Annotated in this window: 27 protein-coding genes; 9 read left to right on the forward strand and 18 right to left on the reverse strand. The window is 72.3% G+C overall.

Translation table 11 applies throughout. From position 1 onward, the window contains the following. Window positions 1-6: 6 nt before the first annotated feature. Together ACPYN4_RS07290 and ACPYN4_RS07295 are read right to left on the reverse strand one after the other, a co-directional pair. Window positions 7-252 carry a hypothetical protein gene (locus ACPYN4_RS07290; RefSeq protein WP_239282438.1) on the reverse strand — a complete coding sequence of 82 codons (246 nt, stop codon included), beginning with the start codon at window positions 250-252 and terminating at the stop codon, window positions 7-9. Continuing rightward, window positions 216-1283: an enoyl-CoA hydratase/isomerase family protein gene (locus ACPYN4_RS07295; RefSeq protein ID WP_424446018.1), complete on the reverse strand. Its 1068-nt coding sequence runs from the start codon at window positions 1281-1283 to the stop codon at window positions 216-218. The genes ACPYN4_RS07290 and ACPYN4_RS07295 overlap by 37 nt, the downstream gene beginning before the upstream one ends. Window positions 1284-1391: 108 nt before the next feature. Here ACPYN4_RS07295 and ACPYN4_RS07300 point away from each other — a divergent pair, with 108 nt between their 5' ends. Together ACPYN4_RS07300 and ACPYN4_RS07305 are read left to right on the forward strand one after the other, a co-directional pair. Beyond that, window positions 1392-2351, forward strand: a complete 960-nt coding sequence (locus ACPYN4_RS07300; protein WP_424446019.1) for an ATP-binding cassette domain-containing protein — start codon at window positions 1392-1394, stop codon at window positions 2349-2351. Then, entirely contained in the window at window positions 2348-3175 is an 828-nt protein-coding gene (locus ACPYN4_RS07305; RefSeq protein WP_424446020.1) for an ABC transporter permease, read from the forward strand. Before ACPYN4_RS07300 ends, ACPYN4_RS07305 begins: the two co-directional genes overlap by 4 nt. 3 nt (window positions 3176-3178) lie before the next feature. Here the strand turns inward: ACPYN4_RS07305 and ACPYN4_RS07310 are convergent, their stop codons facing one another. From ACPYN4_RS07310 to ACPYN4_RS07335, 6 genes are all read right to left on the reverse strand, one after another. Beyond that, window positions 3179-3577, reverse strand: a complete 399-nt coding sequence (locus ACPYN4_RS07310) for a hypothetical protein (RefSeq protein ID WP_424446021.1) — start codon at window positions 3575-3577, stop codon at window positions 3179-3181. A 57-nt stretch (window positions 3578-3634) separates the two neighbouring features. Continuing rightward, a complete protein-coding gene (locus ACPYN4_RS07315) occupies window positions 3635-4435 on the reverse strand; it encodes a uroporphyrinogen-III synthase (protein WP_424446022.1) in 801 nt (266 codons plus the stop codon). A 213-nt stretch (window positions 4436-4648) separates the two neighbouring features. Then, a complete protein-coding gene (locus ACPYN4_RS07320; RefSeq protein WP_424446023.1) occupies window positions 4649-4921 on the reverse strand; it encodes a hypothetical protein in 273 nt (90 codons plus the stop codon). Next, a complete protein-coding gene (locus tag ACPYN4_RS07325) occupies window positions 4911-5321 on the reverse strand; it encodes a phage holin family protein (RefSeq protein ID WP_076688732.1) in 411 nt (136 codons plus the stop codon). The genes ACPYN4_RS07320 and ACPYN4_RS07325 overlap by 11 nt, the downstream gene beginning before the upstream one ends. Before the next feature lies 1 nt (window position 5322). Continuing rightward, window positions 5323-5706: a hypothetical protein gene (locus ACPYN4_RS07330; RefSeq protein ID WP_424446024.1), complete on the reverse strand. Its 384-nt coding sequence runs from the start codon at window positions 5704-5706 to the stop codon at window positions 5323-5325. Between the two features lie 130 nt (window positions 5707-5836). Continuing rightward, a complete protein-coding gene (locus tag ACPYN4_RS07335; RefSeq protein WP_424446025.1) occupies window positions 5837-7621 on the reverse strand; it encodes a protoporphyrinogen/coproporphyrinogen oxidase in 1785 nt (594 codons plus the stop codon). 247 nt (window positions 7622-7868) lie between these two features. Here ACPYN4_RS07335 and ACPYN4_RS07340 point away from each other — a divergent pair, with 247 nt between their 5' ends. After that, entirely contained in the window at window positions 7869-8450 is a 582-nt protein-coding gene (locus tag ACPYN4_RS07340) for an HhH-GPD-type base excision DNA repair protein (protein ID WP_424446026.1), read from the forward strand. Between the two features lie 126 nt (window positions 8451-8576). On the opposite strand, the gene ACPYN4_RS07345 is transcribed toward ACPYN4_RS07340, so the two are convergent. After that, window positions 8577-9965: a glycine--tRNA ligase gene (locus ACPYN4_RS07345; protein ID WP_239282416.1), complete on the reverse strand. Its 1389-nt coding sequence runs from the start codon at window positions 9963-9965 to the stop codon at window positions 8577-8579. A gap of 168 nt (window positions 9966-10133) precedes the next feature. On the opposite strand from ACPYN4_RS07345, the gene ACPYN4_RS07350 reads away from it, so the two are divergent. Continuing rightward, entirely contained in the window at window positions 10134-10565 is a 432-nt protein-coding gene (locus tag ACPYN4_RS07350) for a DUF5996 family protein (RefSeq protein WP_239282414.1), read from the forward strand. Beyond that, on the forward strand, window positions 10562-12133 hold the full coding sequence (locus ACPYN4_RS07355) for a class I SAM-dependent methyltransferase (RefSeq protein WP_424446028.1): 1572 nt from the start codon (window positions 10562-10564) through the stop codon (window positions 12131-12133). The genes ACPYN4_RS07350 and ACPYN4_RS07355 overlap by 4 nt, the downstream gene beginning before the upstream one ends. 22 nt (window positions 12134-12155) lie before the next feature. Here the strand turns inward: ACPYN4_RS07355 and ACPYN4_RS07360 are convergent, their stop codons facing one another. Beyond that, complete coding sequence (locus ACPYN4_RS07360) at window positions 12156-12839, reverse strand: NUDIX hydrolase (protein ID WP_424446029.1); 684 nt, start codon at window positions 12837-12839, stop codon at window positions 12156-12158. An 89-nt stretch (window positions 12840-12928) separates the two neighbouring features. On the opposite strand from ACPYN4_RS07360, the gene ACPYN4_RS07365 reads away from it, so the two are divergent. Then, window positions 12929-13933: an SPFH domain-containing protein gene (locus ACPYN4_RS07365; RefSeq protein ID WP_424446030.1), complete on the forward strand. Its 1005-nt coding sequence runs from the start codon at window positions 12929-12931 to the stop codon at window positions 13931-13933. Window position 13934: 1 nt separating this feature from the next. Next, window positions 13935-14819, forward strand: a complete 885-nt coding sequence (locus ACPYN4_RS07370; RefSeq protein ID WP_424446031.1) for a hypothetical protein — start codon at window positions 13935-13937, stop codon at window positions 14817-14819. Here the strand turns inward: ACPYN4_RS07370 and ACPYN4_RS07375 are convergent. Continuing rightward, the gene (locus ACPYN4_RS07375; RefSeq protein ID WP_343224573.1) at window positions 14812-15228 is read right to left on the reverse strand and encodes a DUF4870 domain-containing protein; all 417 of its coding nucleotides are present in this window, start codon (window positions 15226-15228) and stop codon (window positions 14812-14814) included. The genes ACPYN4_RS07370 and ACPYN4_RS07375 overlap by 8 nt on opposite strands. A gap of 250 nt (window positions 15229-15478) precedes the next feature. On the opposite strand from ACPYN4_RS07375, the gene ACPYN4_RS07380 reads away from it, so the two are divergent. Beyond that, a complete protein-coding gene (locus tag ACPYN4_RS07380; protein ID WP_424446032.1) occupies window positions 15479-16915 on the forward strand; it encodes an SPFH domain-containing protein in 1437 nt (478 codons plus the stop codon). Window positions 16916-16934: 19 nt separating this feature from the next. On the opposite strand, the gene ACPYN4_RS07385 is transcribed toward ACPYN4_RS07380, so the two are convergent. The 7 genes from ACPYN4_RS07385 to ACPYN4_RS07415 all read right to left on the reverse strand — a co-directional run bounded on the left by ACPYN4_RS07385 (window position 16935) and on the right by ACPYN4_RS07415 (window position 22044). Further along, on the reverse strand, window positions 16935-17765 hold the full coding sequence (locus ACPYN4_RS07385) for a hypothetical protein (protein WP_424446033.1): 831 nt from the start codon (window positions 17763-17765) through the stop codon (window positions 16935-16937). A gap of 121 nt (window positions 17766-17886) precedes the next feature. Continuing rightward, the gene (menC, locus tag ACPYN4_RS07390; RefSeq protein ID WP_424446034.1) at window positions 17887-19020 is read right to left on the reverse strand and encodes an o-succinylbenzoate synthase; all 1134 of its coding nucleotides are present in this window, start codon (window positions 19018-19020) and stop codon (window positions 17887-17889) included. A gap of 32 nt (window positions 19021-19052) precedes the next feature. Then, window positions 19053-19475 (reverse strand): organic hydroperoxide resistance protein, encoded by a 423-nt coding sequence (locus tag ACPYN4_RS07395; protein WP_076688708.1) that lies wholly within the window; start codon window positions 19473-19475, stop codon window positions 19053-19055. Window positions 19476-19489: 14 nt separating this feature from the next. Further along, on the reverse strand, window positions 19490-19936 hold the full coding sequence (locus tag ACPYN4_RS07400) for a MarR family winged helix-turn-helix transcriptional regulator (protein WP_239282244.1): 447 nt from the start codon (window positions 19934-19936) through the stop codon (window positions 19490-19492). Between the two features lie 48 nt (window positions 19937-19984). Further along, complete coding sequence (locus tag ACPYN4_RS07405) at window positions 19985-20383, reverse strand: hypothetical protein (protein WP_239282245.1); 399 nt, start codon at window positions 20381-20383, stop codon at window positions 19985-19987. Further along, complete coding sequence (locus tag ACPYN4_RS07410; protein WP_239282246.1) at window positions 20380-21210, reverse strand: cyclase family protein; 831 nt, start codon at window positions 21208-21210, stop codon at window positions 20380-20382. Before ACPYN4_RS07410 ends, ACPYN4_RS07405 begins: the two co-directional genes overlap by 4 nt. Before the next feature lie 123 nt (window positions 21211-21333). Then, window positions 21334-22044, reverse strand: a complete 711-nt coding sequence (locus ACPYN4_RS07415; RefSeq protein WP_287270882.1) for a GNAT family N-acetyltransferase — start codon at window positions 22042-22044, stop codon at window positions 21334-21336. A 98-nt stretch (window positions 22045-22142) separates the two neighbouring features. On the opposite strand from ACPYN4_RS07415, the gene ACPYN4_RS07420 reads away from it, so the two are divergent. Continuing rightward, on the forward strand, window positions 22143-23543 hold the full coding sequence (locus ACPYN4_RS07420; protein WP_239282263.1) for an MFS transporter: 1401 nt from the start codon (window positions 22143-22145) through the stop codon (window positions 23541-23543). Window positions 23544-23610 lie beyond the last annotated feature (67 nt).

The following is a 23610-nucleotide window of genomic DNA, read 5'->3' on the forward strand; positions in this document are numbered from 1 at the left end:
GCGACCTCAGCGCTTCTCACCGCGCCGCGCATACGCGGCGGCGCTCTGGCTCGACAGGGCGAGCAGGATGAGGATGTCCAGGCTCAGCGACAGGAAGGTGCTCTGCAGCGTGATCTCCTGGCCCTGCGCCCACCACGCGACGAAGGACGACGCGATCGACAGCGTCGAGAAGACCATCACGACCACACTCGCCCAGTTGCGCCCGGCGGGCGCGGTCAGTGGGCCGGCCACAGCGGTTCGCGCGGCACCCATTCCAGAGCCTCGGCGCCGAGGTCGGCGGCGACGTCGGCGAGCGCCGCGGGCTGCCAGCGCGGGTCACGGGTCTTGTCGACGAGCTGGGCGCGAATGCCCTCCACGAGATCGGGCTGCGTGTGCGCGAACCACAGCACGAGGCCGTACTCCTGTGCGAGCGCCGTCCGCAGATCCGGCAGCTCCCGGGCGCGGCGGACGGCGGCGAGGGTCACGGTGAGCGCGGTGGGCGCGAGCTGCTCGAGCAGGTCGGCGGTGTCGGATGCCGCCGGCTCGCCGTGCGCGCGCAGGCGCGCGATGATCTCGGTGACGGTGTCCGCAGCGAACGCATCATCGATCCACGGCCGCGCCGCCCGGAGCCGAGACGGCCCCAGCGTCTCATCCAGGAGGAGCACGAGTTCCGCGGGCGTCGCGGGGTCGGCGCGGTCGACGAGCGCGTGACGGAGGTCGTCGAGTCGCTCGCTCGGCACGAGCGCGTCGGCGAATCCGGCGTAGATCGCGTCGGCGGCATCCATCGTCTCGCCGGTGAGGGCGAGGTACTCGCCGATCCGGCCCGGGGCGTGCGCGAGCAGCCACGACCCGCCCACGTCGGGCGTGAAGCCGATGCGGGTCTCGGGCATGGCCAGCCGGGAGCGCTCGGTGACGACGCGGACGGCTGCGTGACCAGCCAGACCGATGCCGCCGCCCATCGTGACCCCGTCAGCGATCGCGACGATGGGCTTCGGATACTCGGCGATGCGCGCGTTCAGCGCGTACTCGGCGCGGAAGAACACGGCGACGTTGTCGGTGCGCCCCGACACGATCTGCTCGCGGAGGCCGCGCACGTCCCCACCGGCGCACAGTCCGCGATCGCCGGCGCCGTCCAGGAGGACGAGCTCTACGTCCGGGTCGCTCTCCCAGCGGTCCAGCGCCGCCGAGAGCTGCTCGATCATGTCGAGGTCGAGCGCGTTGATGGCGCGGGGACGGTTGAGCGTCAGATGTCCGATGGCGCGCTCGGTGCGCGCCAGCACGGTGGGTTCGACGGTGTCGGTCACGGTCGCAACGTTACCCGCGGGAACACCTCACCCGGGCGCGGCCTCCGGGCACCGGCGGCGGCATGCGACAGGATGGAGGCAACGACCCCCCACGATGAGAGGCCGCCGATGCCCGCCACACCCGAGGGACACGTCCTCGAGTTCACCGACGTCATCAAGCGATTCGGACCCGTCGCCGCCGTCGACGGCCTCACTGCCCGGGTCGAACCGGGCCGCGTCACCGGCTTCTTGGGGCCCAACGGCGCCGGCAAGACGACGTCGCTGCGGATCCTGCTGGGGCTCGTGTCCGCGACCAGTGGGAGCGCGACGATCGGCGGCAAGCGCTACGCCGAGCTCGACCGGCCCCTGCAGACGGTCGGCGCCGCGCTCGAGGCGTCGAGCTTCCACCCCGGGCGCACCGCGGCGAACCACCTCAAGGTGTACGCGCAGGCGGCGGGCCTGCCGACCGCCCGCATCGACGAGGTGCTGGGCCTTGTCGGCCTCGCCGACGCCGCCGGGCGGAAGGTCGGCGGGTTCTCGCTCGGCATGCGCCAGCGGCTGGGCCTGGCATACACCCTGCTCGGCGACCCCGGCGTGCTCGTCCTCGACGAGCCGGCCAACGGTCTCGACCCGGAGGGCATCAAGTGGCTCCGCGGATTCCTGGGGCAGCTCGCCCGCGAGGGCCGCACGGTGCTCGTCTCCTCCCACATGCTCGCCGAGGTGCAGCAGACGGTCGACGCGCTGCTGATCATCTCCCGCGGCCGCCTCGTCTACGAAGGCGACATCGCCGGTCTCACGGTCGCCGACGACTACGCGACGATCGTCGACTCTCCCGACCGGGCAGCGCTGGCCCAGGCGCTGGATGCCGCGGGCATCGCCTACGAGCCGGTGCGCACCGGTTTCACGGTGCGCGGTGCCGAGCCGGCCGCGCTGGGGGCCGTCGCCGCCGCAGCGGGGGTCGCCTTGTCGAACCTGCAGCGTCGCGGTCCGGCGCTGGAGGAGGTCTTCCTCGACCTCGTCAACGGCACCCGCGTGCACACTCCGACACAGCAGCAACCCGCCCTGGCAGAGGAAGGCGACCAGCGATGAGCCTCGTGAACGCATCGCGCTCGGAACTGACCAAGCAGTTCACCACCGCGATCTGGTGGGTCCTCGGCCTCGTGCTGCTCGTGTACGTCGGCAGCACGGCTGGCGGCCTCGCGGCGACGTTCGGAGCCCTCGCCACGGGCGCCCTGGGCGGCGACGCGGTGAACGGTCCCGCCCTCCCCGCCGAGATGCTGCCCCCGGTGATCTACAGCCTCGCCACGGCTGTCGGCTACGTCTTCCCACTCCTGATCGGCACTCTGCTCGTGACGAACGAGTTCCGGCACAAGACCCTGACACCGACCTTCCTCGCCACACCGCGGCGCGGGATCGCGCTCGGCGGAAAGGTGGTCGCCGGCATCCTCATGGGTCTGCTGTACGCCGCCGTCGCGCTCGTCGCGACGGTCGGCCTGGGTGGTGGGCTCCTCGCCGTGTTCGGCATCGACACGGCCCTCGGGTCCGCGGAGACGTGGGCGATGATCGGCCGGATGGTGATCGCGTTCGTGCTGTGGACGCTCGTCGGCATCGCCGTCGGCACCCTGGTGCGCAATCAGGTCGCGGCCGTCGTCGGCGTGCTCGCCTTCACGCAGTTCATCGAGCCCATCCTGCGCACCGTCGGCGGGTTCGTGGAGGGGGTCTCCGGCATCACGGAGTACCTGCCGGGCGCCGCATCCGACGCCCTCGTCGGCGCGAGCATCTACTCGAGCCTCGGTGGCGAGACCGCGGCGGTCGGCCTGCACTGGTGGGCGGGCGGACTCGTTCTGCTCGGGTACGCCGTGGTGCTGCTGGTGATCGGCTACGCCGTCAGCTGGCGCCGCGACGTCAGCTGACGTTCAGCGCGCCGACGCGGCGATCTCGGTGACCTCCAGCGGCGCATCGTCCGCCTCGAGCCGCAGCGCCTGCACGAGATCCCGCCCGTGGCGCGTCGTGAGCACGACGCGCGAGAACTCGGCATCCCCGTCCAGGTCGATCACGACGGCGGGGTGACGGCGCCGGACGATGACGAAATCCGCGCCGCCGGCCGAGCGCCACGTCCCCATGGCGATGGTGCCGCGGATGAGGGTTCCCGGGCTCGGCACGCCGCGCAACCACGTCCAGGCGTCGTCGGTGAGCTGCACTTTGGCGATGTGCTCGCGCGCGATCCGCACACTCGCGGTGCGGCGCGCGAGCAAGCGCTCGATGGGTGAGAGCACGACCTCGAGCTGCGTCGAGTCGAGCAGCAGCGTCACCATGCGATCAGTCTGCCAGCGTCACGATGTGCGAATGCTCACAGAGCCGCAACGATCCGCTCAGACCGCGAACTCGTCGGCGGCGTGCGGCAGCGGAAAACGCGACACCGCAGCGATGAGACCCCCGATCGTCTGCTCCCGCGCGACGGCGCTGACCCCGAGACCCACCTTGCGGGCATCCTTCGCGGTGCGCGGACCGATCGCCGCGACGACCGTCGCCTCGGGGATCTCGGGGAACTGCAGGTGCACCTGCTCGGCGACCGAGCCGCTCGTGACGAGGATCGCGTTGATCCGGCCGCTCGCGACATCGTGCGCGATGCGCTCGGTGACCGGCACGCCCACCGTGCGGTACGCGACGACGCTGCGGACGTCGTGGCCGGCCTCGGTGAGCCGCCGCGTCAGCACCGGCTTGGCGATCTCGCTGCGCAGGGTCAGGATGCGGCGGGGCTCCGGCTCGAGCTCGATCATCTGCGCGGCCATGCCGGCAGCGGAGTTGTCCTCGTCCGGCACCAGGTCGACGCGGTAGCCCACCGCGGTGAGCGCGGCGGCGGTCGTCTCGCCGACGGCCGCGACGCGCGTGGAGGCCGGAATGACGGCGCGGTAGGCGTAGAGGACGTCCACCGTGGTCGCACTCGTCAGCGTCACCCAGTCGAAGGCGCCGGCGGCGAGATCGGCGAGGGCCGCCTCAAGGGTCGCCTGATCGGTCGACGGGGCGAAGTTGATGAGGGGGGCGATGACCGGCACGGCGCCCTGGGCGCGCAGGGTCGCCGCGACGGAATCCCCCCAGGGGCCGCCGCGCGGAACGAGCACACGCCAGCCCTTGAGGGGCTTGGCCGCCTCGGCATGCAGGTCTCGGTTCATGGTCGACTCTCGGTGCTCAGTCGGGACACACGGGATCGCGCGTCCGGCGCCACCCGCTTCGGAATCGGGATTCCGTGCTGTTTCGCAAGGCGGTGCCGGCAGCGTGCGCGTCATTGCCACTGCCTGGATCCGAGCATACCCCCGGCTCCGCAGACAGAGGACACCGGCGGATGCCGCGGCATCCGTCGCCCGTGCGGTGCGGGTGTGGGCCGGTCAGCGGGTGTAGAGCCGGACGATGCCCCACACCGCCACGCCGACCAGGGCTGCGGCGACGACAACGGCGGCCGTCGCGCCCGTGGGGTTGCGGCGGGCGAAGGAGCGGGCCGTCGCGATCGTGCGGTCGGTCGCCTTCGCGACCCGCTTCGGGACGTTCGCCTTCTCTTCGATGGCGGCCAGCGCCGCCTTCAGCTCGGCGCGGGCACGCTCCACGGGGTCGGTGATGCCGAGCGCGACCGCGGTGCGGGGGACGGGCAGGTCAGAACTCATCGGCCACTTCCTTCACGATGCGGGCGTCGACCTTGATGGCCTTCGCAGGGTTCTCGGAGCGGCTGAGCCGCTTGAACCGCAGCAGCCCCAGCACGGCGAAGATCGCCACGAGCACGATGCCGAGCACGAAGACGATGAGGCTCGCGAGCCACGCCGGCATCCATGAGCTGAGCCCGATGATCGTGAACGCGCCGAGCGCGGGAATCGACCAGAACAGGAAGAACAGGGCGACGAGGAACCAGGCGCCGCCCATCCCGGCATCCTTACCCGTCTTCTTGGCCCACTTCTTCGCCGAGTCGATCTCGGCCACGACGAGATTGCGGACGAGCTCGGGCACCTCGCCGACGAGGGTCAGCAGGCTGTCGTCCGAGCGGTCACGGAAGCCGCGGGGAGTGCTCATCTCAGTCGTCCGTGGCCTTCTTGGCCTCGGCGACGGCCTGGTCCGCCGCCTTCTTGACCTCGGCGACGCTCTTCTCCGCCCCGCGGGCGACATCGTCGGCGGAGGCCTTGCCGGCCTTGATCGCGGAGTCGAGCTTCTGACCGGGCGTGCTGCCCTTGCTCGCCGCCTTCGTCACTTTGACCGCGCCGTCCCACAGGGCGCTCGGCAGGGCGAGGGCCGCGGACTTGCCGAGCTCCTTCGCCTTGTCGACCTGCTTCTGCACCGGCGGCGTGTTCCACACCTTCAGGAAGCTCGACTTGATCTGCTCGTAGCGCTCACGCCCGGCACGAGAACCGAGGACGTACCCTGCGGCCAGGCCCACGACGATCCCGATCTTGCCTCTCATGGCGTCTCCTCACGTTCGACCCGTGGTGCTTCGTGAGACCAGGGTAGCCCCATATGCCGATCCCGGCATCCGTCAGGTCGGGGGCTGGCCGGCGCCGACGGGCTGTGCTATCCCCGACGGCGCCGGTCTGCTACTCGCTGCCGAACAGAATGCGCGCGCGCACCTTCTCGACCTCGTCGACGGTGTCGGCGACGATGGGGGCGATTCCGCCGCCGGCGAGCCACGCGCCGACGGCCACGAGGCCCTCGCGTCCGGCGATCGCGGCGCGCGCCGCTGCCGTCCGCTCGGCGTGGCCGATGACGGATGCCGGGGGCGCGAGCACCACCCGCCGATGCGCCGCCGCCCGCGGCTCCCCCACCTCGGCACCGAGCAGCGCGGACGCGGCGCGCCGCGCCTGCGCCACGAGCTCGGGTGGGCTGGTGCTGGGGCTGGGGCTGGGGCTGGTGGTGTTCGCGAGTGCGCCCGTTGTCGCCGAGTGCGCCCGTCGTGCACCGTCCGAAGTGGGCGCACTCGGCGGGAAGGGGCCCGGTCGCGATGGGTCGGTGGGGGCCTCGAGCTGGACGCGCAGGATGCGGCGGGGTCCCGCCGCGGCGGCGAGGTGCGGCCACGACGCCGTGGCGTCTTCGACGGCAGCGGCGCGGATCCCGGATGCCGCGGACGCGATCGCCGGGGCGGCGTACACGGTCGCGGGGGCGGCGGACGTGGTGGCGGGGGATGCGTTGGATGGAGCGGAGGACGTCGGGGCTACGGCGGTGGCGGTGGGAGTCGCGGTGGCAGTCGCGACGGGAGCGTCGACGACGAGGGTGACGACGTCGCGCTGTCGCGATGCGGGCGCCGCGACAGAGATGCCGGCGGAAGCGAGGAGGGATGCCGCGGCGTCGCCGTCGGTCGCGATGATCACGACGTCGGCGATGATCTGCCCGGTCGGTGTCGCGTCGGAATCTCGGGCGCTGAGCGCGCCGGGGGCTGACGCCGGGGTGGCGCGGGAATCGGCGTCCGGGGCGCTGGCCGCGGCATCCGGGGCGCCGGTGGCATCGGGATCTGACGCCTGGGCGACGGAATCGGCGTCCGGGGCGCTGGCCGCGGCATCCGGGGCCGCGTTCTCGATGCGAACGGTCCACCCCCCGTCGTCGCGGTGGAGCCCGGCGACGCGCGCACCCGTGCGGATCTCGACCTCGAGATCCGCCAGGCGCCCGGCGAGCGCATCGACGAGACGTCCCATCCCGCCGCGCAACGTGGCGCGGGAAGGCGCCGGACCGTCGGGGAGGAGCTGGGAGATCGCGCCGGCGAGCGACCCCGCGCGGGTGAGGGCGGTGCTGAGCCCGGGGACGGCGAGGTCGGCGTCCACGTCGTCGACGTCGACACCGAACCGGCCGAACGCGAGCGGCGCGACGAGACGGTCGCGCACGCGCACTCCCATCCGCGTCCGCACGAGGGCGCCGAGGCTCTGCTCCCGGCCGATCGTCAGCGGGGGGCGGAGGCGGTCGAGGTAGGCCCGCCACGCGCCGCGCCATCCGATGATCCGTCGCGCGTCGTCGCTCCACGGGTTCGCCGGGATGCCGGCGAGTCCCACCGGGAGGCGCGCGACCCGCAGCGCATCCGGTGAGCCGACGGCGACCGCGATCGCGTCGCCGGCGGCCGGCTCGACGGCGTCGCGCAGCCCCAGTTCGTCGATCAGCGTGTCGAGGGCGGGCGCGCCCAGCGCGAATCCGTCGGCGACGAGATCGACGGCGAGTCCGTCGATCTCCTCGGTGCGGATGCTGCCGCCCAGCCGATCGGACGCCTCGATCACCGTGACGCGGATGCCGACCTTCGCGCACTCCAGCGCCGCCACGAGCCCCGCGACACCGCCGCCGGCGACGACGACGTGTGCCTCGTGGGCACGGGAGATGAGATCTGAGGCGCGGTCGGACACCCCTTCATCCTCCCCCACCGCCGGGCCACGCAGTCATGGCCCCGTCACGCCGGCGGGTCGGCCCGGCGGGTCGGCCGGGCGGGTCGGCCCGGCGGGTCGGCCGGCCGTCGCCCGATCGCCACGCCGCGGCGTTCGAAAAGCAGGGCGAATCGCACCTTTCGGCCGCCCGCAGCCGACTGATGGCCGTTTCGCCCTGCTTTTGCGACACCGCTGAAGCGTGAGCGCCGGAAGTGGGAGCATGGATGCCATGGCCCTGCACATCACCGGTGTCGCGGCGGAGGACGCGCTGCTCACCGACAGCCCGCTCGCCCTTCTGCTCGGGATGCTGCTCGACCAGCAGATCGCGATGGAGACCGCCTTCGCCGGACCGCTGAAGATCCAGCAGCGCACCGGCTCGTTGGATGCCGCGGCGTTGGCGTCCTTCGACCCCGACGCCCTGACCGCGGTGTTCAAGGAGACCCCGGCCGTGCATCGCTTCCCCGGGTCGATGGCCGCGCGCGTGCAGTCGTTGTGCCGGGCGCTCGTCGATGACTGGGGCGGAGATGCCGCGGCGCTGTGGACCCGCCCCGCAGCCAGCGGCACCGAGCCCGACGGGCCGACCGTGCTGAAGCGTCTGAAGGCGCTGCCGGGGTTCGGCGAGCAGAAGGCGAAGATCTTCCTGGCGCTCCTGGGCAAGCAGTACGGCTTCACCGGCGCGGGCTGGCGCGAGGCCTCTGCCCCCTACGGCGAGGACGGGTCGTTCCGCTCGGTCGCCGACATCGTCTCGCCCGAGTCACTCACCAAGGTGCGCGAGCACAAGCGCGCGATGAAGGCCGCCGCGAAGGGTTGAGCCCCGGCATCCGCCTGGTCTCAACCCTCACCCAACTGCAAGGCTTCGTCGGCGACACGCCGGTGGAACCGCGGCCCGGTCGGCGTGTCGGCCGAGATCCCTTGCCGTTGCGACGGATGCCGCGGCTCAGGCGCCGCGCAGTCGCTCGGCCAGGTACGCGACGAGGCCGTCCAGGCCGATGCGCTCCTGCGCCATCGTGTCGCGGTCGCGGACGGTCACAGCGTCGTCCTCGAGCGAATCGAAGTCGACGGTGACGCAGAAGGGCGTGCCGATCTCGTCCTGGCGGCGGTAGCGGCGGCCGATCGCGCCGGCGTCGTCGAAGTCGACGTTCCAGCCCTGCGCGCGCAGGTCGTCGGCGACGCGGCGGGCCAGCGGCGACAGGTTCTCGTTGCGCGACAGCGGCAGCACCGCTACCTTCACCGGCGCGAGGCGCGGGTCCAGGCGCAGCACCGTGCGGGTGTCGGTGCCGCCCTTCGCGTTCGGCACCTCCTCCTCGCGGTAGCTGTCGACGAGGAACGCCATCATCGACCGGGTGAGGCCGAACGACGGCTCGATGACGTACGGAACGTACGTCGTGCCCGACGCCTGGTCGAAGTACTGCAGCTTCTGACCGGACGCCTCGATGTGGCTGGACAGGTCGAAGTCGGTGCGGTTGGCGACGCCCATGAGCTCGCCCCATTCCTTGCCCGGGAAGCCGAAGCGGTACTCGAAGTCGATCGTGCCGGCGGAGTAGTGCGCACGCTCGTCCTCGGGCACGTCGAACTGGCGCATGTTCTCGGGATCGATGCCGAGGTCGATGAACCAGTCCCAGCACGCCTGCACCCAGTGCTCGAACCACTGCTGTGCCTCGGCGGGCGGCGTGAAGAACTCGATCTCCATCTGCTCGAACTCGCGCGTGCGGAAGATGAAGTTGCCCGGCGTGATCTCGTTGCGGAACGCCTTGCCCACCTGGCCGATGCCGAACGGCGGCTTCTTGCGCGACGCGGTGAGCACGTTCGAGAAGTTCACGAAGATGCCCTGCGCCGTCTCGGGGCGCAGGAAGTGCAGGCCCGACTCGTCGTCGACGACGCCGAGGTAGGTCTTCACGAGACCCGAGAACGCCTTCGGCTCGGTGTACTGCCCCTTCGTGCCGCAGTTCGGGCACGGGATGTCGGCGAGGCCGTTCTCGGCGGGGCGGCCCTTGCGCGCCTCGAAATCGTCGATCAGGTTGTCGGCGCGGAAGCGCTTGTGGCAGCTGAGGCACTCGACGAGCGGGTCGGTGAAGGTCGCGACGTGGCCCGATGCCTCCCACACGCGCTTGGGCAGGATGACCGACGAGTCGAGGCCCACCATGTCACCGCGGCCGCGCACGAAGGTCTGCCACCACTGCCGGCGGATGTTCTCCTTCAGCTCGGTGCCGAGGGGGCCGTAGTCCCACGCGGAGCGCGACCCGCCGTAGATCTCACCGGCCTGGAACACGAATCCGCGGTGACGGGCGAGGGCGATGACTTTGTCGAGACGGGACTGCTCGGCCACAGGTGGCTCCAAATGGTCGGATTCGCGAGAGCGAGAGAAGAGCGATGAAGAACGGATGCCGCGGCCACAGGGCGCGCGCCCGGCATCCGTCAAGTCTAGCCGTCGCGCCGGCAACGGCCGGCGGCACACCCCCTGCCGGACGGGCGGTCGCGCTGGCAGGGTGGGCACATGGATGAGCGCGAGACGAGATGGCCGGCGCTGCCGATCGCGGCATGGCAGGACTTCTTCTGGGGCGCGTTCGACCTCGCGACCTCGCGCTTCAGCGGGCGGTCCGCGCCGCAGTATCCCGGCGGCGTGCCGAACTGCCCCGACTGGGTGATGCACGAGGCGTACGACGCGGAGGTCTCGAGCGCCGGGTACTGGCCGGGCGGCGCCGAGGAGGGGGCGTTCTACTCGTACACGTACCCCGAGCCGCCGGGGTTCCGCGACCGCGACCTCGGCGTGCCCGGCGCCTTCTTCGACGCGGGGCTCGGCGAGTTCCTGCTGCCGTACCGGACGGTGCGCGAGGCGGAGGACCCCGAGGGCCTGCTGCTCGCGTTCCTGCGGGCGACGTTCCGCGCCGGCGCAGAGGCCGGCCGGTGTCCTAGCGTGGACGGGTGAGCGATGCCCGCGCCGAGATCCGCCATGTCATCGTGCCGGGCCGGCACCATCTGCTGACCCGGTTCCAGGTCGACTACCTGCGGCGGCTGCTCGCGGGCTTCGAGCACGACGACGTGGGCGACCGGGTCGCGGCATCCGCCGACGCGGTCGTCGTGTGGGCGGTCACGAGCGCCAACCACTCCGCGACGCGGCGCAACCCGTTCCCCGGGCATCGGCGCGAGGCAGCAATCGAGATCCTCGCGCACGTCGAACGGATGCCGTCGATCGTCGTGCCGGTGGTGGATGTCGCACCGACGCCCCGGTTCGCCGAGATCACCCTCAAGACGATCGAGTACGCGACGGCCGAGCGCATCTCCCCCTCACCCGCCACGGCGATCGTCGCGACTTCGACGCCGGCGGTCGCCGAGATGTACCGCGCGCTCGGCTACCGCATCGCGCCGATGGAGCGCGGCCACCCCGACTCGCCCGACACGCCATGGCAGCTGCTCGACGACCTGACGGCCGGCGGTGACCGGTGGCGCACGGCGGCGCATCCGGCGAGCGTCGACATCGTCGACCGCTACGGCCTCGCCGAGCAGGCCCGGCAGATCGCCGCCGACCCCGTCATCGGCGATGAGGGCGGTCTCACCCAGACCCGCGACTACCGCACCTACAGCCGTTCGTTCGAGGACGCCGCCGACCGGAAGTGGGCGCAGGCGCGCCCCTGGATCGTGCCGGGCCGCGTCGTCGACCTCGGCTGCGCGACGGGCGCGATGCTCGAGCTGGCCGCCCGCGAGCCCGCGCTCGCGGAATCGGACCTCATCGGCGTCGAGGTCGCGCCGGAGTTGTTCGCGGAGTGCGAGCACAAGAAGTCGCAGGGCGCGTTCGCGAACCCCAACACGTTCTTCTACCGGCGCAACATCCTCGCCGGGTCGCTCTTCCCCGACCGCAGCATCGCGACGACGCTGAGCTTCGCACTGACGCACGAGATCTACTCGTACGGCGACGGGATGCCCTCGCTCGAGGCGTTCGCCCGCGCGATCGCCGACCAGACGATGCCCGGCGGCGTGTGGATCAACTCCGACGTGTGCGGCCCGGCCGACCCCGGGCGGCGCGTGCGGCTCCGGTTCCACGAGGGCGACGTGACGACGCCGGCGCGGCGCCTCACGGGGTCGAACGACGAGATCGCCGCTGCGCTCGACGCCCTGCCGGTGGCGAGCCGGGTCGCGCAGTTCGCGCAGGACTTCACGGAGCTCAGCGGCACACCGTGGAGGTATGACGTGTGCGACGAGCGAACGATCGAGCTGTCGCTGGGCGATGCGATGGAGTTCCTCGAGACCGTCTCGTACACCCGCAACTGGCTGTCGGAAATGCACGAGCGGTTCTGCGCGCTGTCGTGGCCGGACTGGCAGGCCCTCATCGCGTCGGTCGGCCTGCAGATCGACGAGCGATCGGGGCCGTGGCGCAACGAGTGGCTCGTCGAGCACCGATTCGCGGCGGCGGCCTCGCTCACCGACCCGGCCGGCAGGCCGCTGCCGTGGCCCGATACGCACGTGCTGCTCGTCGCGCGGCGGCCGCTGGAAGGGTGACCCTCGCGAACAGCCGCATGCCCTAGGTCCCCGGCCGCAGGAACGGCGGATGCAGCTGCCCGACCGGCCCGCGGCGGAACACCTGCGCGGGTCGTCCGCCGTCTCGCACGGTCGCGCCCGTCGGCTCGACGAAGCCGGTCGCACCCGTGATCTTGCGGTGGAAGTTGCGCGGATCGAGCCGCTCGCCCCAGACGGCTTCGTACACGGCTCGCAGCTGCGCGACCGTGAACTCGGGCGGGCAGAACGCGCTCGCGAGGGCCGAGTACTCGAGCTTCGCGCGCGCCCGCTCCAGGGCGTCGGCGAAGATCACGCCGTGGTCGAATGCGAGCGGCAGCGCGCCGTGCTCGACGGAGGAGACCGGCCACCAGCGCGCGGCGCGCGCGTCGGATCCGGCGGCGGGCTCCGCCAGGTCGGGCGCGAGCGCGAGCCACGCGACGGTCACGACGCGTCCGCGGGGATCGCGCCCCGGCATCCCGTACGTGCGCACCTGCTCGAGATGGATGCCGGCCGACACGCCCGTCTCCTCGGCGAGCTCACGATGGGCCGCGGCCTCGAGATCCTCCTCGGGCAGCACGAAGCCGCCGGGCAGGGCCCAGGCGCCGACGTCCGGCTGGATCCCCCGCTCGACGAGCAGTACGTGCAGCGCCCGCTCGCGGATCGTGAGCACGACGAGATCGACGGCGACCGCCGAGGAGAACGGATCCATCACGCCAGTGTAGAGGTTTTCGTCATCTTGACGATATCCATCGCGAGGAGTTATGGTCAGAGTGACACTAACAAGGGAAAGAGGATCTCATGGCCACCATCACCGCCCGCCCCTTCGTCCGTCACCTGAGCGCGACGCCCACGATGCACGTGACCCACACCCGCCGCGGCGTGAGGCGCCACGACGGTGCCGGCCAGGCATTCTGGTTCCGGCCGCTGGACGCAGCGATCAGCGAAGTGCCGCTCGACGATCGCGAGCTCTCCGTCGTGGTGACGCTGCGCACAGCCGACCTGCAGCAGCTCTCGGCGCCCGCCACGGCCACCTACCGGATCGTCGACCCCGACCTCGCCGCCCGGCGCATCGACTTCTCGATCGACCTGCGCACCGGCCGGTGGAGCGAGCAGCCGCTCGAAGCCATCGCGGCGCCGCTGCACGGTGCGACGACCGCCGCGGTCGTGCACCTGCTGCAGCCGCGCACGCTGGATGAGGCGCTCCGCGCCGATCTCGCCGAGCTCGGCCGGGCCGCGACCGCGATGCTCGCCGACGACACGCGGTTGACCGATCTCGGCATCGAGATCGTCGGGGTGCGCTTCTCGCTGCTGCGCGCCGAGCCCGACGTCGAGCGCGCCCTGCAGACCCCGGCGCGGGAGGCGATACAGCAGGATGCCGACAAGGCGACCTTCGCGCGCCGCGCGGTGGCCGTCGAGCGCGAGGCGGCGATCGGCGAGAACGAACTCACGAATCAGGTCGAGCTCGCCCGCCGCCAGGAGGAGCTCGTGCAGGCCAGGGGCCGCAACGCGCGGATCGAAGCGGAGCAGGCCGCCGTCGCGGCGACGATCGCCGCCGAGTCCGACGCGGATCGCGTCCGCACCGACGCGCAGGCGCGGGCGGATGCCGAGCGCGCGCTCGGCGAGGCGGCCGGTGCGGCCGAGCAGGCGCGCATGGCGGCACTGCAGGACGTGCCCGTCGGCATCCTCACCGCCCTCGCCCTGCGGGAGCTCGCCGGGAGCCTCCCCCGGATCGAGCACCTTACGGTCACGCCGGATCTGCTCACCGACCTGGTCGGCCGCCTCGGCGCCCGCGAGGGGCGTTGACATGCCGGCCCCGCGCGCGGTCGTCGTGCACCGGGCGAGCGAGCTCACCGAGCTGCTCGCCCGGCACGGAACCCGGGGTCAGGTTGCCTTCTTCCTCGACGCTCGAGGGCAGAGTCTGGCCGCCGTCGAGGAGCACCACGAGCGCACCCGCGCCGCGCTGGCCGACGTCGCGGCAGGGCTCCCCGCCGACTGGCGGCGCGCCGGCGTCGAGCGGGCCGAGCTGCCGCGCTTCGTCTTCGAACCCGACGACGTCGTCCTCGTCGTGGGTCAGGACGGCCTCGTCGCCAACGCCGCGAAGTACCTCGGCGCGCAGCCCGTGATCGGCATCGATCCGCTGCCCGGCGTGAACGCCGGCATCCTGGTGCCGTTCGCGCCCGCCGCCGGTGCCGCGCTCGCCGAGCCGGCGCACGCGGGCGACGCGCCGATGTGCGAGCGCACGATGGTCGAGGTGCGCACCGATGACGGCCAGTCGCTCACTGCGCTCAACGAGGTGATGATCGGGCAACCGGGCCACCAGTCCGCCCGCTACACGATCGAGGTCGATGGCGCCGACGAGCGCCAGTCGTCGTCAGGCGTGATCGTCTCGACGGGCACCGGCGCCACGGGCTGGTGCCGGTCGATCGCCCGCATCCAGGCTCCGACGCTCCCACTGCCGGCCCCGACCGAGCGCGCCCTGGCCTGGTTCGTCCGCGAGCCCTGGCCCTCCCCGAGCACGGGCGCCGACGTCGTGGCGGGCCGACTCGATCGCGGCGCTCTGGCGCTGCGCGTCGAGTCGGATGCGCTCGTGGCGTTCGGCGACGGCGTCGAGGCCGACCGCCTCACACTGACGTGGGGTCAGCGGGTGACGGTCGGCGTCGCGGGCCGGACGCTCCGGACGGTCAGCTGACGAACTTGATGGACAGCGGGTAGGTGTACCACTCGCCCTTGTTCGCCTTGAGCGCCGCGATGATCGAGAAGACGATGCGCAGCACGTAGGCGGCAGCGACGATGAACAGTCCGATGATCAGCCAACTGGTGAGCCAGCCGACCACTTCGGCGATCAGCAGCGTCAACTGGAAGTTCAGCGCCGTCGCGCTGTGGGCGCGCACGAACGGGCCGCGGTCCTTCAGCACGAGGTAGCCGATGAGGGCGGGGATGAAGTTGAAGAAGATGCCGCCGACGTGGATGAGGGTGGCCCACAGCTTCTCATCGGCGGGGTTCAGCGGCTGCGACGGCTGGGCACCGCCGCCGTAGGGCGGCTGCGGCGGAACTCCGCCGGATGGCGGGGACGGCGGCTGGTTCGGCGGGATAGTCATGGGGTCAGCCTAGGGCCCGGGACCCGGCCGCGCACAGAGGGTTAACCGGAGATGTCACCGGGTGTCGTCCGCCGGAAACCGTGGCGCGGGGCACTGGGGCACTGGGGCGCCGGGGCGCTGGGGCATCCGACGCCGGGGCGCAGGGCGCTGGGGCGCCGGGGCGTGATCCCCCGCACGACGGAGGCGCCGCGGCATCCCGAACCGATACGGTCGAAGACGACCGTCGTCACAGCCCAGACAAAGGAGACGCATGGACATCTTCGCTGCCGGAGGAGCATTGGTGGTGGGCGTGATCGCCGTGATCGCCGCCATCATCCTGCTCATCTTCATCCTGATCATGGTGCGCGCCTGGTACAAGGTCGCCAAGGCCGACCAGGCGCTCGTGATCGTCGGAAAGAGCCAGAAGGGCGCCGACGGCGCATCATCCCGGATCTCCGTGATCACCGGCGGCGGTGCGCTCGTGAACCCGCTGACCCAGCGCGCCGAGATGATCTCACTGCGCGCGCGGCAGATCAAGATGGAGCCGACGGCCCAGGCCTCCAACGGCGTCACCGTGAATGTGTCGGGCGTCGCGCTCGTGAAGATCGGCTCCGACCCCGAGTTCGTCCGCCGAGCCGCGGAGCGCTTCCTCAGCCAGGACGGCGCGATCGAGCAGTTCACGACCGAGCAGCTCGAGGGCGCGTTGCGCGGTGTCGTCGCGACGCTGACCGTCGAGCAGCTCATGAAGGACCGGCAGAAGCTCAGCGACCAGATCGCGGAGGGCATCAAGAGCGACCTGCTCGCGCAGGGGCTCATCCTCGACTCGTTCCAGATCCAGGGCATCACCGACAAGAACGGCTACATCGACGCCCTCGGCGCCACCGAGGTCGAGCGCGTGCGGCGCGAGGCCGATGTCGCCCGCATCAACGCGGCGCGCGAGGTGCGGGCGCGCCAGATCGCGACCGACGAGCAGAACCTCATCGAGCAGACCGCGTTCGACAAGAACTCCGCGGCGGCCGCCGCCGAGGTCGGCCGTGCCCGCGCCGAGGCCGAGCAGGCCGAGGCGCTCGCCCGCGCGGAGCGTGAGCAGGCGGTGCTCCTGCAGGGCGCCGAGAACAAGCAGGCGCAGCTGGATGCCGACATCAAGAAGGTCGCCGACGCGTCGCTGTACGAGCGTCAGCGCGCGGCCGACGCCGCGGCGTACGGCGAGGTCAAGGCCGCCGAGGCCCGTGCCCAGATCGCCGCGCAGGAGGCCGAGGCCACCCGCCTGCGCGCCCAGGCCGAGGCCGACGCGGTGCGCCTCGTCGGCGAGGCGCGCGCCGCCGCGATCGAGGCGGAGGCCGAGGCGCTGTCGAAGAACCAGGAAGCCCTGCTCGCGCAGCGGGCCCTCGAGGCGCTCGTGCCGATGATGACCGAGTTCGCCCGCGGGTTCGACAAGGTCGGCTCGATCACGGTGCTGGGCGGCCAGGGCGCCTCGTCGCACATCGCCGCGGAGTCGGCGTCGAGCATGCGCGCGAGCTTCGACGCGATCGAAGCGGCGACGGGCATCGACCTGCGACAGGTGATCCAGGGGCAGGCGACCGGGCGCGGCATGGCCGAGGGGATGCGCAGGATTCCGAGGCCACCGCCGCCGGGACGCGCGCCGCCGCACGGCAGGAAGCCGCGCAGACCGCGCAGGAACAGGCCGGGCAGGCCGGTGCGCCTCTAGCGGAGCCCCAGAGCGAGCCTCAGCCGTAACCGCACCAGTCGGCGAGCCACGCGAGGATCCGGCCGCGCATCGCGGCGTCGGCGGCGAGCGTGAACTGGCCGGGTTCGCCGCCGACCACCACGTCCAGGGTGAATACGGTGCCGCGCTTGTCCTCCTGGACGGCGTGCGGGTCGCAGCGCGAGGGTCGCAGCGGCAGCGCGATCGTGCGGGCGGTCTGATCGTCGCCGCCGACCGTCACATCCAGCGGCAGGATGCCGCCCGCCACCCCGTCGAAGGTCAGCAGATTGGTCTCGCGCACGTCCGCGAGCAGGACGGCCGCTGCCGCACCGGACCGCGGCACGATCGACAGTTCGAGGGAGGCCGGCGCCCCGGCATCCGACGGCGTGAACGCGCTCCATGTGACATCGGCCGCCGCCGCGGTGCGCGCGGCGACGCATTCGCGCCGGTGCAGCGCATCGAGGAACGGGAAGACCTCACCGGCGGCCGCGGACGCCGTTCCCGCCCGATCACCCTGGGTGTAGGCGAAGGTGACGGTCGCGCCGGGGGTCGCGGTCCCGTCGCACACGACATCGGCCAGCTGCACGCGCACGTTCACGGTGCGCCCGGGGGCGAGGGTGGAGGTCCGGTCGACGACCCGCGTCGCGGGCGCCGCGAACCGCGGATCGTCGAGGCTCACCGCTCCGATCTCGATCGCCTCATCGGAGCCGTTGTGCACCTGCACCTCGACCTGCCGGTCGGCGACGTCGGAGCGCAGCTGCGTGACGGCGACCGTCACGCCGGCGGGGAGGGCGGTCGCCGCCTCGGTCGCCGACGTGCCCCCGGCGCCGCACCCGGCCAACGGCGCCGTCACGCACAGGATCAGCGCGAGCGCCCGTACACAACTCCTTCGAACCGGTGCGTCGTCAGGCGAAACCCGGCGCCGCGGCGGCCTCGAGTGATGGATCGAAGGAGTTGGCCACAGCCGCACGGGGTCACCGCCGCAGTTCCGCCCGCGCGACGGTCGCGTCCTCGAGGGCGACCGGGTCGATCTCGACGCCGAGGCCGTGACCGGTCGGCACCCGCACGTGCCCATCCTCCAGCCGGATCGGCTCGGTCACGATGTCGCGCGCATAGAACCGGTCGGATGCCGATACGTCGCCCGGCAGGGTGAAGCCGGGGAGGGCGGCCACCGCGGCGTTCGCGGCGCGGCCGATGCCCGTCTCGAGCATCCCGCCGCACCAGACCGGGACGCCGGCCTCGCGGCACAGGTCGTGGATCCGGACGGCCTCGAGGTAGCCGCCGACCCGGCCCGCCTTGATGTTGATGACGGACGCCGCGCCGAGCGCGAGCGCGTCGGCGGCCGCCTTCGCGGACACGATCGACTCGTCCAGGCAGACCGGCGTCCGCAGGCGCGCCGCGAGGGTCGCGTGGTCGACGATGTCGTCCTCCTGCAGCGGCTGCTCGATCAGCAGCAGGTCGAACCGGTCGAGCTCGGCGAGGGTGGCGGCATCCGCCAGCGTGTACGCCGAGTTCGCGTCGACCTGCAGCGGGATCGCGCCGAACGCGTCGCGGACAGCCGCCGTGTCGGCGACGTCGCGGCCGGGCTTGATCTTGATCTTGATGCGCACGTAGCCGGTGTCGAGGTAGCCGCCGACGGCCTCGACGAGCGCGGCAGGGTCCTGCTGGATACCGACCGACACCCCGCTCGGCACCCGGTCGACGACCGCGCCGAGGTACTCGCCGAGGGGGCGCCCCTCCGCGCGCAGCGCGGCGTCGAGGATCGCCAGCTCGAGGCCGGCTTTGACCATGCGGTGCGCGACGAACGGCTCCAGGATGCCGGCGACCTGCTCCGGCGCGAGCGTGCCGACATCCAGCAATGCGGGCACGAGAAAGCGCTGTGCGACGTCCCACGCGCCCTGCGTGTACTCGCTGGAGTACAGCGGCGCCTGCTGCGTGACGATCTCGCCCCAGCCGTCGCCGTCGGCGGTCCGTGCCCGCACGACGATCACCTCGCGGACGGTCTCGGTGCCGAACGAGGTCGTGAACGGCGACACGAGCGGCAGGTGCAGGACGCGCAGTTCGATCGCCTCGAGGGCGACGGATGCGGCTGCGCGGGCGATCGGCATGGGCTCAGGGTACGCCGCCGCCCGCGGGTGGGTCAGTCGTCGACGACGGTGACCGTCACGTCGATGTTGCCGCGCGTCGCATTGGAGTACGGGCAGACCTGGTGGGCGGCGTCGGCGAGGCCGCGGGCGACCTGCGGGTCGATGCCCGGAAGGTTCACCTCGAGCTCGACGGCGAGACCGAACCCGCCCTGGCCGTTCGGGCCGATCGCGACGCGCGAGCCGACGCTCGAGTCGTGGATCTCGACCTTCTGCGCACGCGCGACGGACTGCAGCGCACTGTGGAAGCACGCCGCGTAGCCGGCGGCGAACAGCAGTTCGGGGTTCGGCGCGCCGCCCGCGCCGCCCATCTCCTTCGGCACGCGGACGTCGATGTCGAGGATGCCGTCCGCGGTGCGGACGTGGCCGTTGCGGCCGCCGCCCGTGGCGAGGGCTTCGGCGGTGTAGAGGGTGTCCATGGGGATTCCTTTCGTCATGCGACGGCGCGCTGCGCCGCCGCCAATTCACGCATGTTGGCGGTGATCGCGGCGAGCTGTCTCAGCAGTTCGGCCAGGTCGCCGCCGCTGCCGAGGAAGGCCGGGACGAGGCATCCCGCCGCCTCGGTCACCTCGGCGTGGACGGCGCGCCCCGCCTCGGTGAGGCGCACGTGCACGACGCGCTCGTCCGCATCGCCGCGGCGCTTCGAGACGAGACCGCGGCCCTCGAGACGTCGCAGCAGCGGCGAAAGCGTGCCCGAGTCGAGGCCCAGCTCCTCACCGAGGGTCGAGACGGTGCGGTCACCCGTGGCCAGCACCACGATCGCGAGGTACTGCGGGTAGGTGAGGCTCCACGGCTTCAGCACCTCGCGATATGCCTGAGTCGTCGCATGCGACGCCGTGTACATCGCGAAGCAGACGAAGTCGTCCAGCGTCGAGGTCATGCTCAAAAGCATTGCACGCAATTCAATTACGCACAAGGTGAGGAACCTTCAGCGGAAGAGGGTGAATCCGTCAGGGTCGCCGGGGCGCGGCGGGCGCAGCTGCGCGGGGATCGGCCACGGCAGCACGAACCGCTCGGTCGCATGGCTCACGTCGCCGAAGTCGTCGGCTTTCACGACGATGCGCGCCGGCGTGACCTCGACCAGGCGCACGCGGAACGGCTCGGCGCCGGGACGCTCCAGCATCCACGGGTCGGCGAGGAAGGCGAGCCCGCGCTCCTCGAGCGCCGCCTCGGCGGCGAGCCAGTCGACGGATGCCGCGACGACGCGCCCGAGCACATCGATCGCACGCCAGTCGTCCCCGTCCGGGAGGATCCACCCCACGAGTTCCCCGTCCTCCCGCCGATGCGGGATCGCGTCGGGCGACGGCCCGCCGTCCGCCGCGCTCACGGCAGCTCCGCGAAGGCGCGCACCGGGAAGGTGCCGAAGCCCTCGATCGCCGGCGGCGCGGCGGTGAAGCGCGCGCCCGTCGGCGGCAGCGCGCCGAGGTTCGTCAGGTGCTCCACGACGTGCACCCCCGCCCCGAGAAGCAGGGTGTGCGCGGGGCGCTCGCCCCCGGCATCCGCCGCGGTGTCGTCGATGTTGACCGCGTCGATCCCGACGAGCACCGCGCCGGCATCGATGAGCCACTCGGCGCCCTCCCCGGTGAGGAACGGCGCACCGCGCCCGTACGCGGGCGTGCCGAAGTGGCGATCCCATCCGGTGTGCAGCAGCACGGCGGCACCCCGGACGTCGCGGTCGGCGAGCGTCTCGGGCCGGATACCGCGGCGCTCGGCGGTCCAGGCGTCCGCCAGGTGGAAGACCTCGGCGCGCAGACCCACGAGCGTCGCGAGGTCGAGCCCGGCGAGGTCGGGCCCGTCGGCATAGCGGTGGAACGGCGAGTCGAGGTAGGTGCCGGTGTTGCCGATCATCGTGATGATGTCCATCGCGAACTCGGTGCCCGGCGCGTAGGTCGCGCGGGAGTCCTCGCGCGTGAGGTGCGGCGTGATGACGGGCGCCGGCAGGCCCGGGTAGGTGAGGAGCCCGGCCCGGATCCGGTGGCTGAGGTCGACGACGCGGGATGCCGCAGCATCCGCGTGCCCGGCAGCACCGACGTCGACTCCGCGGCTGCCGCGGTGCGGTTCGGCGACGATGCGCAGCCCCCGCAGCTCGACGTCGGCGACGAGCGCGAGGCCCAGGTGCTGCACGAGCAGCCGGCCGATCTCGGCCTCGGACACCTCGGCCGAGGGCAGTCGAGTCGGAATCCGGTGCCGGAGAGCTCTCCCCCGTTGGCGAAGCTGATGTCGAAGTCGAAGTGCGCGCGGTAGTCTGTCACCCGCTCAGCGTAGGGCGCTGCCGTGTCAGCCGCGCCCGAACAGGTACCCGCGCTCGTCGTCGAAGCCGATGACGACGAACCCGTCCTGCAGCAATCCGCCGAAGGCGTCGCGCACGCGGTAGCGCCACTCCAGCGCCTCGGCCGGGTCGTCGCGGCGCACCGCCTCGATGTCGTGCGGCACGCGCACCGAGGTCACGACGTCCTCCTCGCGTGGAGCGGATGCCGGGGCGGCCAGCGCCCACGAGACCATCAGCCGGTCGGACTCGTCGCCGCGGTTCACGCCGTCGTCCATCGCGCCGTAGTGGTCGACGAGGTACTCGGTGATGCGCGCGCCGAGCACCCGCAGGTTGAAGTGGGCGTTGCGCGCGACGAGCGGGTCGAAGGTCCACGTGATGTGACCGACACCGTGGGCGAAGGCCCAGTCGCGCTGGTGCTGCTTCAGCAGCCGGCCGAGCCCGAGCGACCGATACCCCGCCAGCACGCCCGTGATGTGGCTGTGCATCGAGCGCTGGGCGGGCGCCGCGAAGAACGCGACGGATGCCCCGACCATCCGCTCCCCGTCGTACAGCCCGACCGCGTAGTTGCCGGAGTGCGCCAGCGCGCGCAGCAGGTTCGGCGGCATGCCGGTGCGATCCCCACCCCACACCTCGCTCAGCACCGCGGACGCCGCGAAGACCTCCTCGACCGTCTCCAGTGCGCGGATCGTGACCTCGGGAGCATCGGGCGCGTCGTCCATGCCAGCACCTTACGCCCGGCGGCGCCGACGTCCCGTGGCACCGATAACCTGAACCGATGGGCTCCACCGGTGACGACGCACGCAGACGCCTCACCCGGATGCCCCCGCAGGGCGCGATCGTCGCCGTGCTCGCGATCGCGGGCCTGTGCTCGTCGTTCATGTTCACGCTCGTCGTGCCGATCCAGGCGAAGCTGCCCGAGCTGCTGCACGCCGACCGTGAGGACACCGCCTGGGTCGTCACGGCGACCCTCCTGGCCGCGGCCGTCATCACGCCGATCGCGGGGCGCCTCGGCGACATGTACGGCAAGCGCCGCATCGTGCTGGCCCTCCTCGCCACCCTCGTCGTCGGCTCCGCCATCGCGGCGCTGTCGACGGGCCTGCCGGGCCTCGTCGTCGGCCGCGCGCTGCAGGGCGCCGTGACGGGCGTCGTCCCGCTCGGCATCTCGATCCTGCGGGACGTCCTGCACGAAGACCGAGTGGATGCCGCGATCGCCCTCATCAGCGCGACGCTCGGCGTCGGCGGTGCGCTCGGGCTCCCGATCAGCGCGCTCGTGACCGAACACGCCGACTGGCACGGCCTGTTCTGGATGGCCGCCGGCCTCGGCGCCGTCGTCTTCGCCCTCGTGCTGTGGATCGTGCCGGTGAGCGTGCTGCGCACGGCGGGCCGCTTCGACTACGTCGGCGCGGCGGGACTGGCGGTCGGTCTCCTCGGCATCCTGCTCGCGATCTCCCGCGGCCACCAGTGGGGCTGGGCGTCGCCCGCGACCCTCGGCTGCGGTCTCGGCGGCATCGCCGTGCTGATCGTGTGGGGCCGGTACGAGCTGCGCATCGCCGAACCGCTGCTCGATCTCCGGGTCGCGGCGCGCCGCCCGGTGCTCCTCACGAACCTCGCGTCGGTCGCGATGGGGTTCTCGCTGTTCTCCTCCAACGTGTCGTACCCGCAGCTGCTCGAGCTGCCTCCGCCCGCCGGGTTCGGCCTGACGCTGCTGGCCGCGAGCCTCATCATCATGCCGTCCGGCCTTGTCATGATGGTGCTCTCGCCGTTCTCCGGCCGCATGGCGCGCACCGTGGGGCCGCGGCGCCTCCTCGTCTTCGGCGCGACGGCGCTCGTCGCGGCGTACGCGTTCAGCCTGCTGCTGGCGAGCGAGGTGTGGCACATCCTCGTCGCGAACCTGCTGATCGGCGTCGGCATCGGCTTCGGCTACGCCGCCATGCCGATGCTCATCATGCGCTCGGTGCCGCAGAGCGAGACCGGCGCCTCGAACGGGCTGAACGCCCTGTTCCGCTCGCTCGGCACGAGCATCGCCGCCGCCGTCGTCGGCGCCGTGCTTGCGAGCCTGTCGACCGTGCAGGACGGGATGCAGGTGCCCACAGCATCCGCGTTCCAGCTCTCCTTCGCCCTGGGACTGGCCGCCGCCGTCGTCGCGCTCATCGTCGCGGCGTTCATCCCGCAGCGCCCGGCCGCCGAGTCGCACCCGGCCCTGCCGGACGAGCACTGAGCCGCGCCGGCGCCACGGCGGCAGCATCCGGCGGCATCGGCGTCACCCGGCGTCACACGTCCGCACG

Source organism: Microbacterium sp. CH-015 (assembly GCF_049707015.1).
GTDB classification, from domain to species: domain Bacteria; phylum Actinomycetota; class Actinomycetes; order Actinomycetales; family Microbacteriaceae; genus Microbacterium; species Microbacterium aurum.

Excerpts from the sequence above, each read along its gene's own strand:
- ACPYN4_RS07290 (WP_239282438.1), bottom strand. The coding sequence starts at position 252 with ATGGGTGCCGCGCGAACCGCTGTGGCCGGCCCACTGACCGCGCCCGCC.
- ACPYN4_RS07300 (WP_424446019.1), top strand. The coding sequence starts at position 1,392 with ATGCCCGCCACACCCGAGGGACACGTCCTCGAGTTCACCGACGTCATC.
- ACPYN4_RS07305 (WP_424446020.1), top strand. The coding sequence starts at position 2,348 with ATGAGCCTCGTGAACGCATCGCGCTCGGAACTGACCAAGCAGTTCACC.
- ACPYN4_RS07310 (WP_424446021.1), bottom strand. The coding sequence starts at position 3,577 with ATGGTGACGCTGCTGCTCGACTCGACGCAGCTCGAGGTCGTGCTCTCA.
- ACPYN4_RS07315 (WP_424446022.1), bottom strand. The coding sequence starts at position 4,435 with ATGAACCGAGACCTGCATGCCGAGGCGGCCAAGCCCCTCAAGGGCTGG.
- ACPYN4_RS07320 (WP_424446023.1), bottom strand. The coding sequence starts at position 4,921 with ATGAGTTCTGACCTGCCCGTCCCCCGCACCGCGGTCGCGCTCGGCATC.
- ACPYN4_RS07325 (WP_076688732.1), bottom strand. The coding sequence starts at position 5,321 with ATGAGCACTCCCCGCGGCTTCCGTGACCGCTCGGACGACAGCCTGCTG.
- ACPYN4_RS07330 (WP_424446024.1), bottom strand. The coding sequence starts at position 5,706 with ATGAGAGGCAAGATCGGGATCGTCGTGGGCCTGGCCGCAGGGTACGTC.
- ACPYN4_RS07340 (WP_424446026.1), top strand. The coding sequence starts at position 7,869 with ATGGCCCTGCACATCACCGGTGTCGCGGCGGAGGACGCGCTGCTCACC.
- ACPYN4_RS07350 (WP_239282414.1), top strand. The coding sequence starts at position 10,134 with ATGGATGAGCGCGAGACGAGATGGCCGGCGCTGCCGATCGCGGCATGG.
- ACPYN4_RS07360 (WP_424446029.1), bottom strand. The coding sequence starts at position 12,839 with ATGGATCCGTTCTCCTCGGCGGTCGCCGTCGATCTCGTCGTGCTCACG.
- ACPYN4_RS07365 (WP_424446030.1), top strand. The coding sequence starts at position 12,929 with ATGGCCACCATCACCGCCCGCCCCTTCGTCCGTCACCTGAGCGCGACG.
- ACPYN4_RS07370 (WP_424446031.1), top strand. The coding sequence starts at position 13,935 with ATGCCGGCCCCGCGCGCGGTCGTCGTGCACCGGGCGAGCGAGCTCACC.
- ACPYN4_RS07375 (WP_343224573.1), bottom strand. The coding sequence starts at position 15,228 with ATGACTATCCCGCCGAACCAGCCGCCGTCCCCGCCATCCGGCGGAGTT.
- ACPYN4_RS07380 (WP_424446032.1), top strand. The coding sequence starts at position 15,479 with ATGGACATCTTCGCTGCCGGAGGAGCATTGGTGGTGGGCGTGATCGCC.
- menC (WP_424446034.1), bottom strand. The coding sequence starts at position 19,020 with ATGCCGATCGCCCGCGCAGCCGCATCCGTCGCCCTCGAGGCGATCGAA.
- ACPYN4_RS07395 (WP_076688708.1), bottom strand. The coding sequence starts at position 19,475 with ATGGACACCCTCTACACCGCCGAAGCCCTCGCCACGGGCGGCGGCCGC.
- ACPYN4_RS07400 (WP_239282244.1), bottom strand. The coding sequence starts at position 19,936 with ATGACCTCGACGCTGGACGACTTCGTCTGCTTCGCGATGTACACGGCG.
- ACPYN4_RS07415 (WP_287270882.1), bottom strand. The coding sequence starts at position 22,044 with ATGGACGACGCGCCCGATGCTCCCGAGGTCACGATCCGCGCACTGGAG.
- ACPYN4_RS07420 (WP_239282263.1), top strand. The coding sequence starts at position 22,143 with ATGCCCCCGCAGGGCGCGATCGTCGCCGTGCTCGCGATCGCGGGCCTG.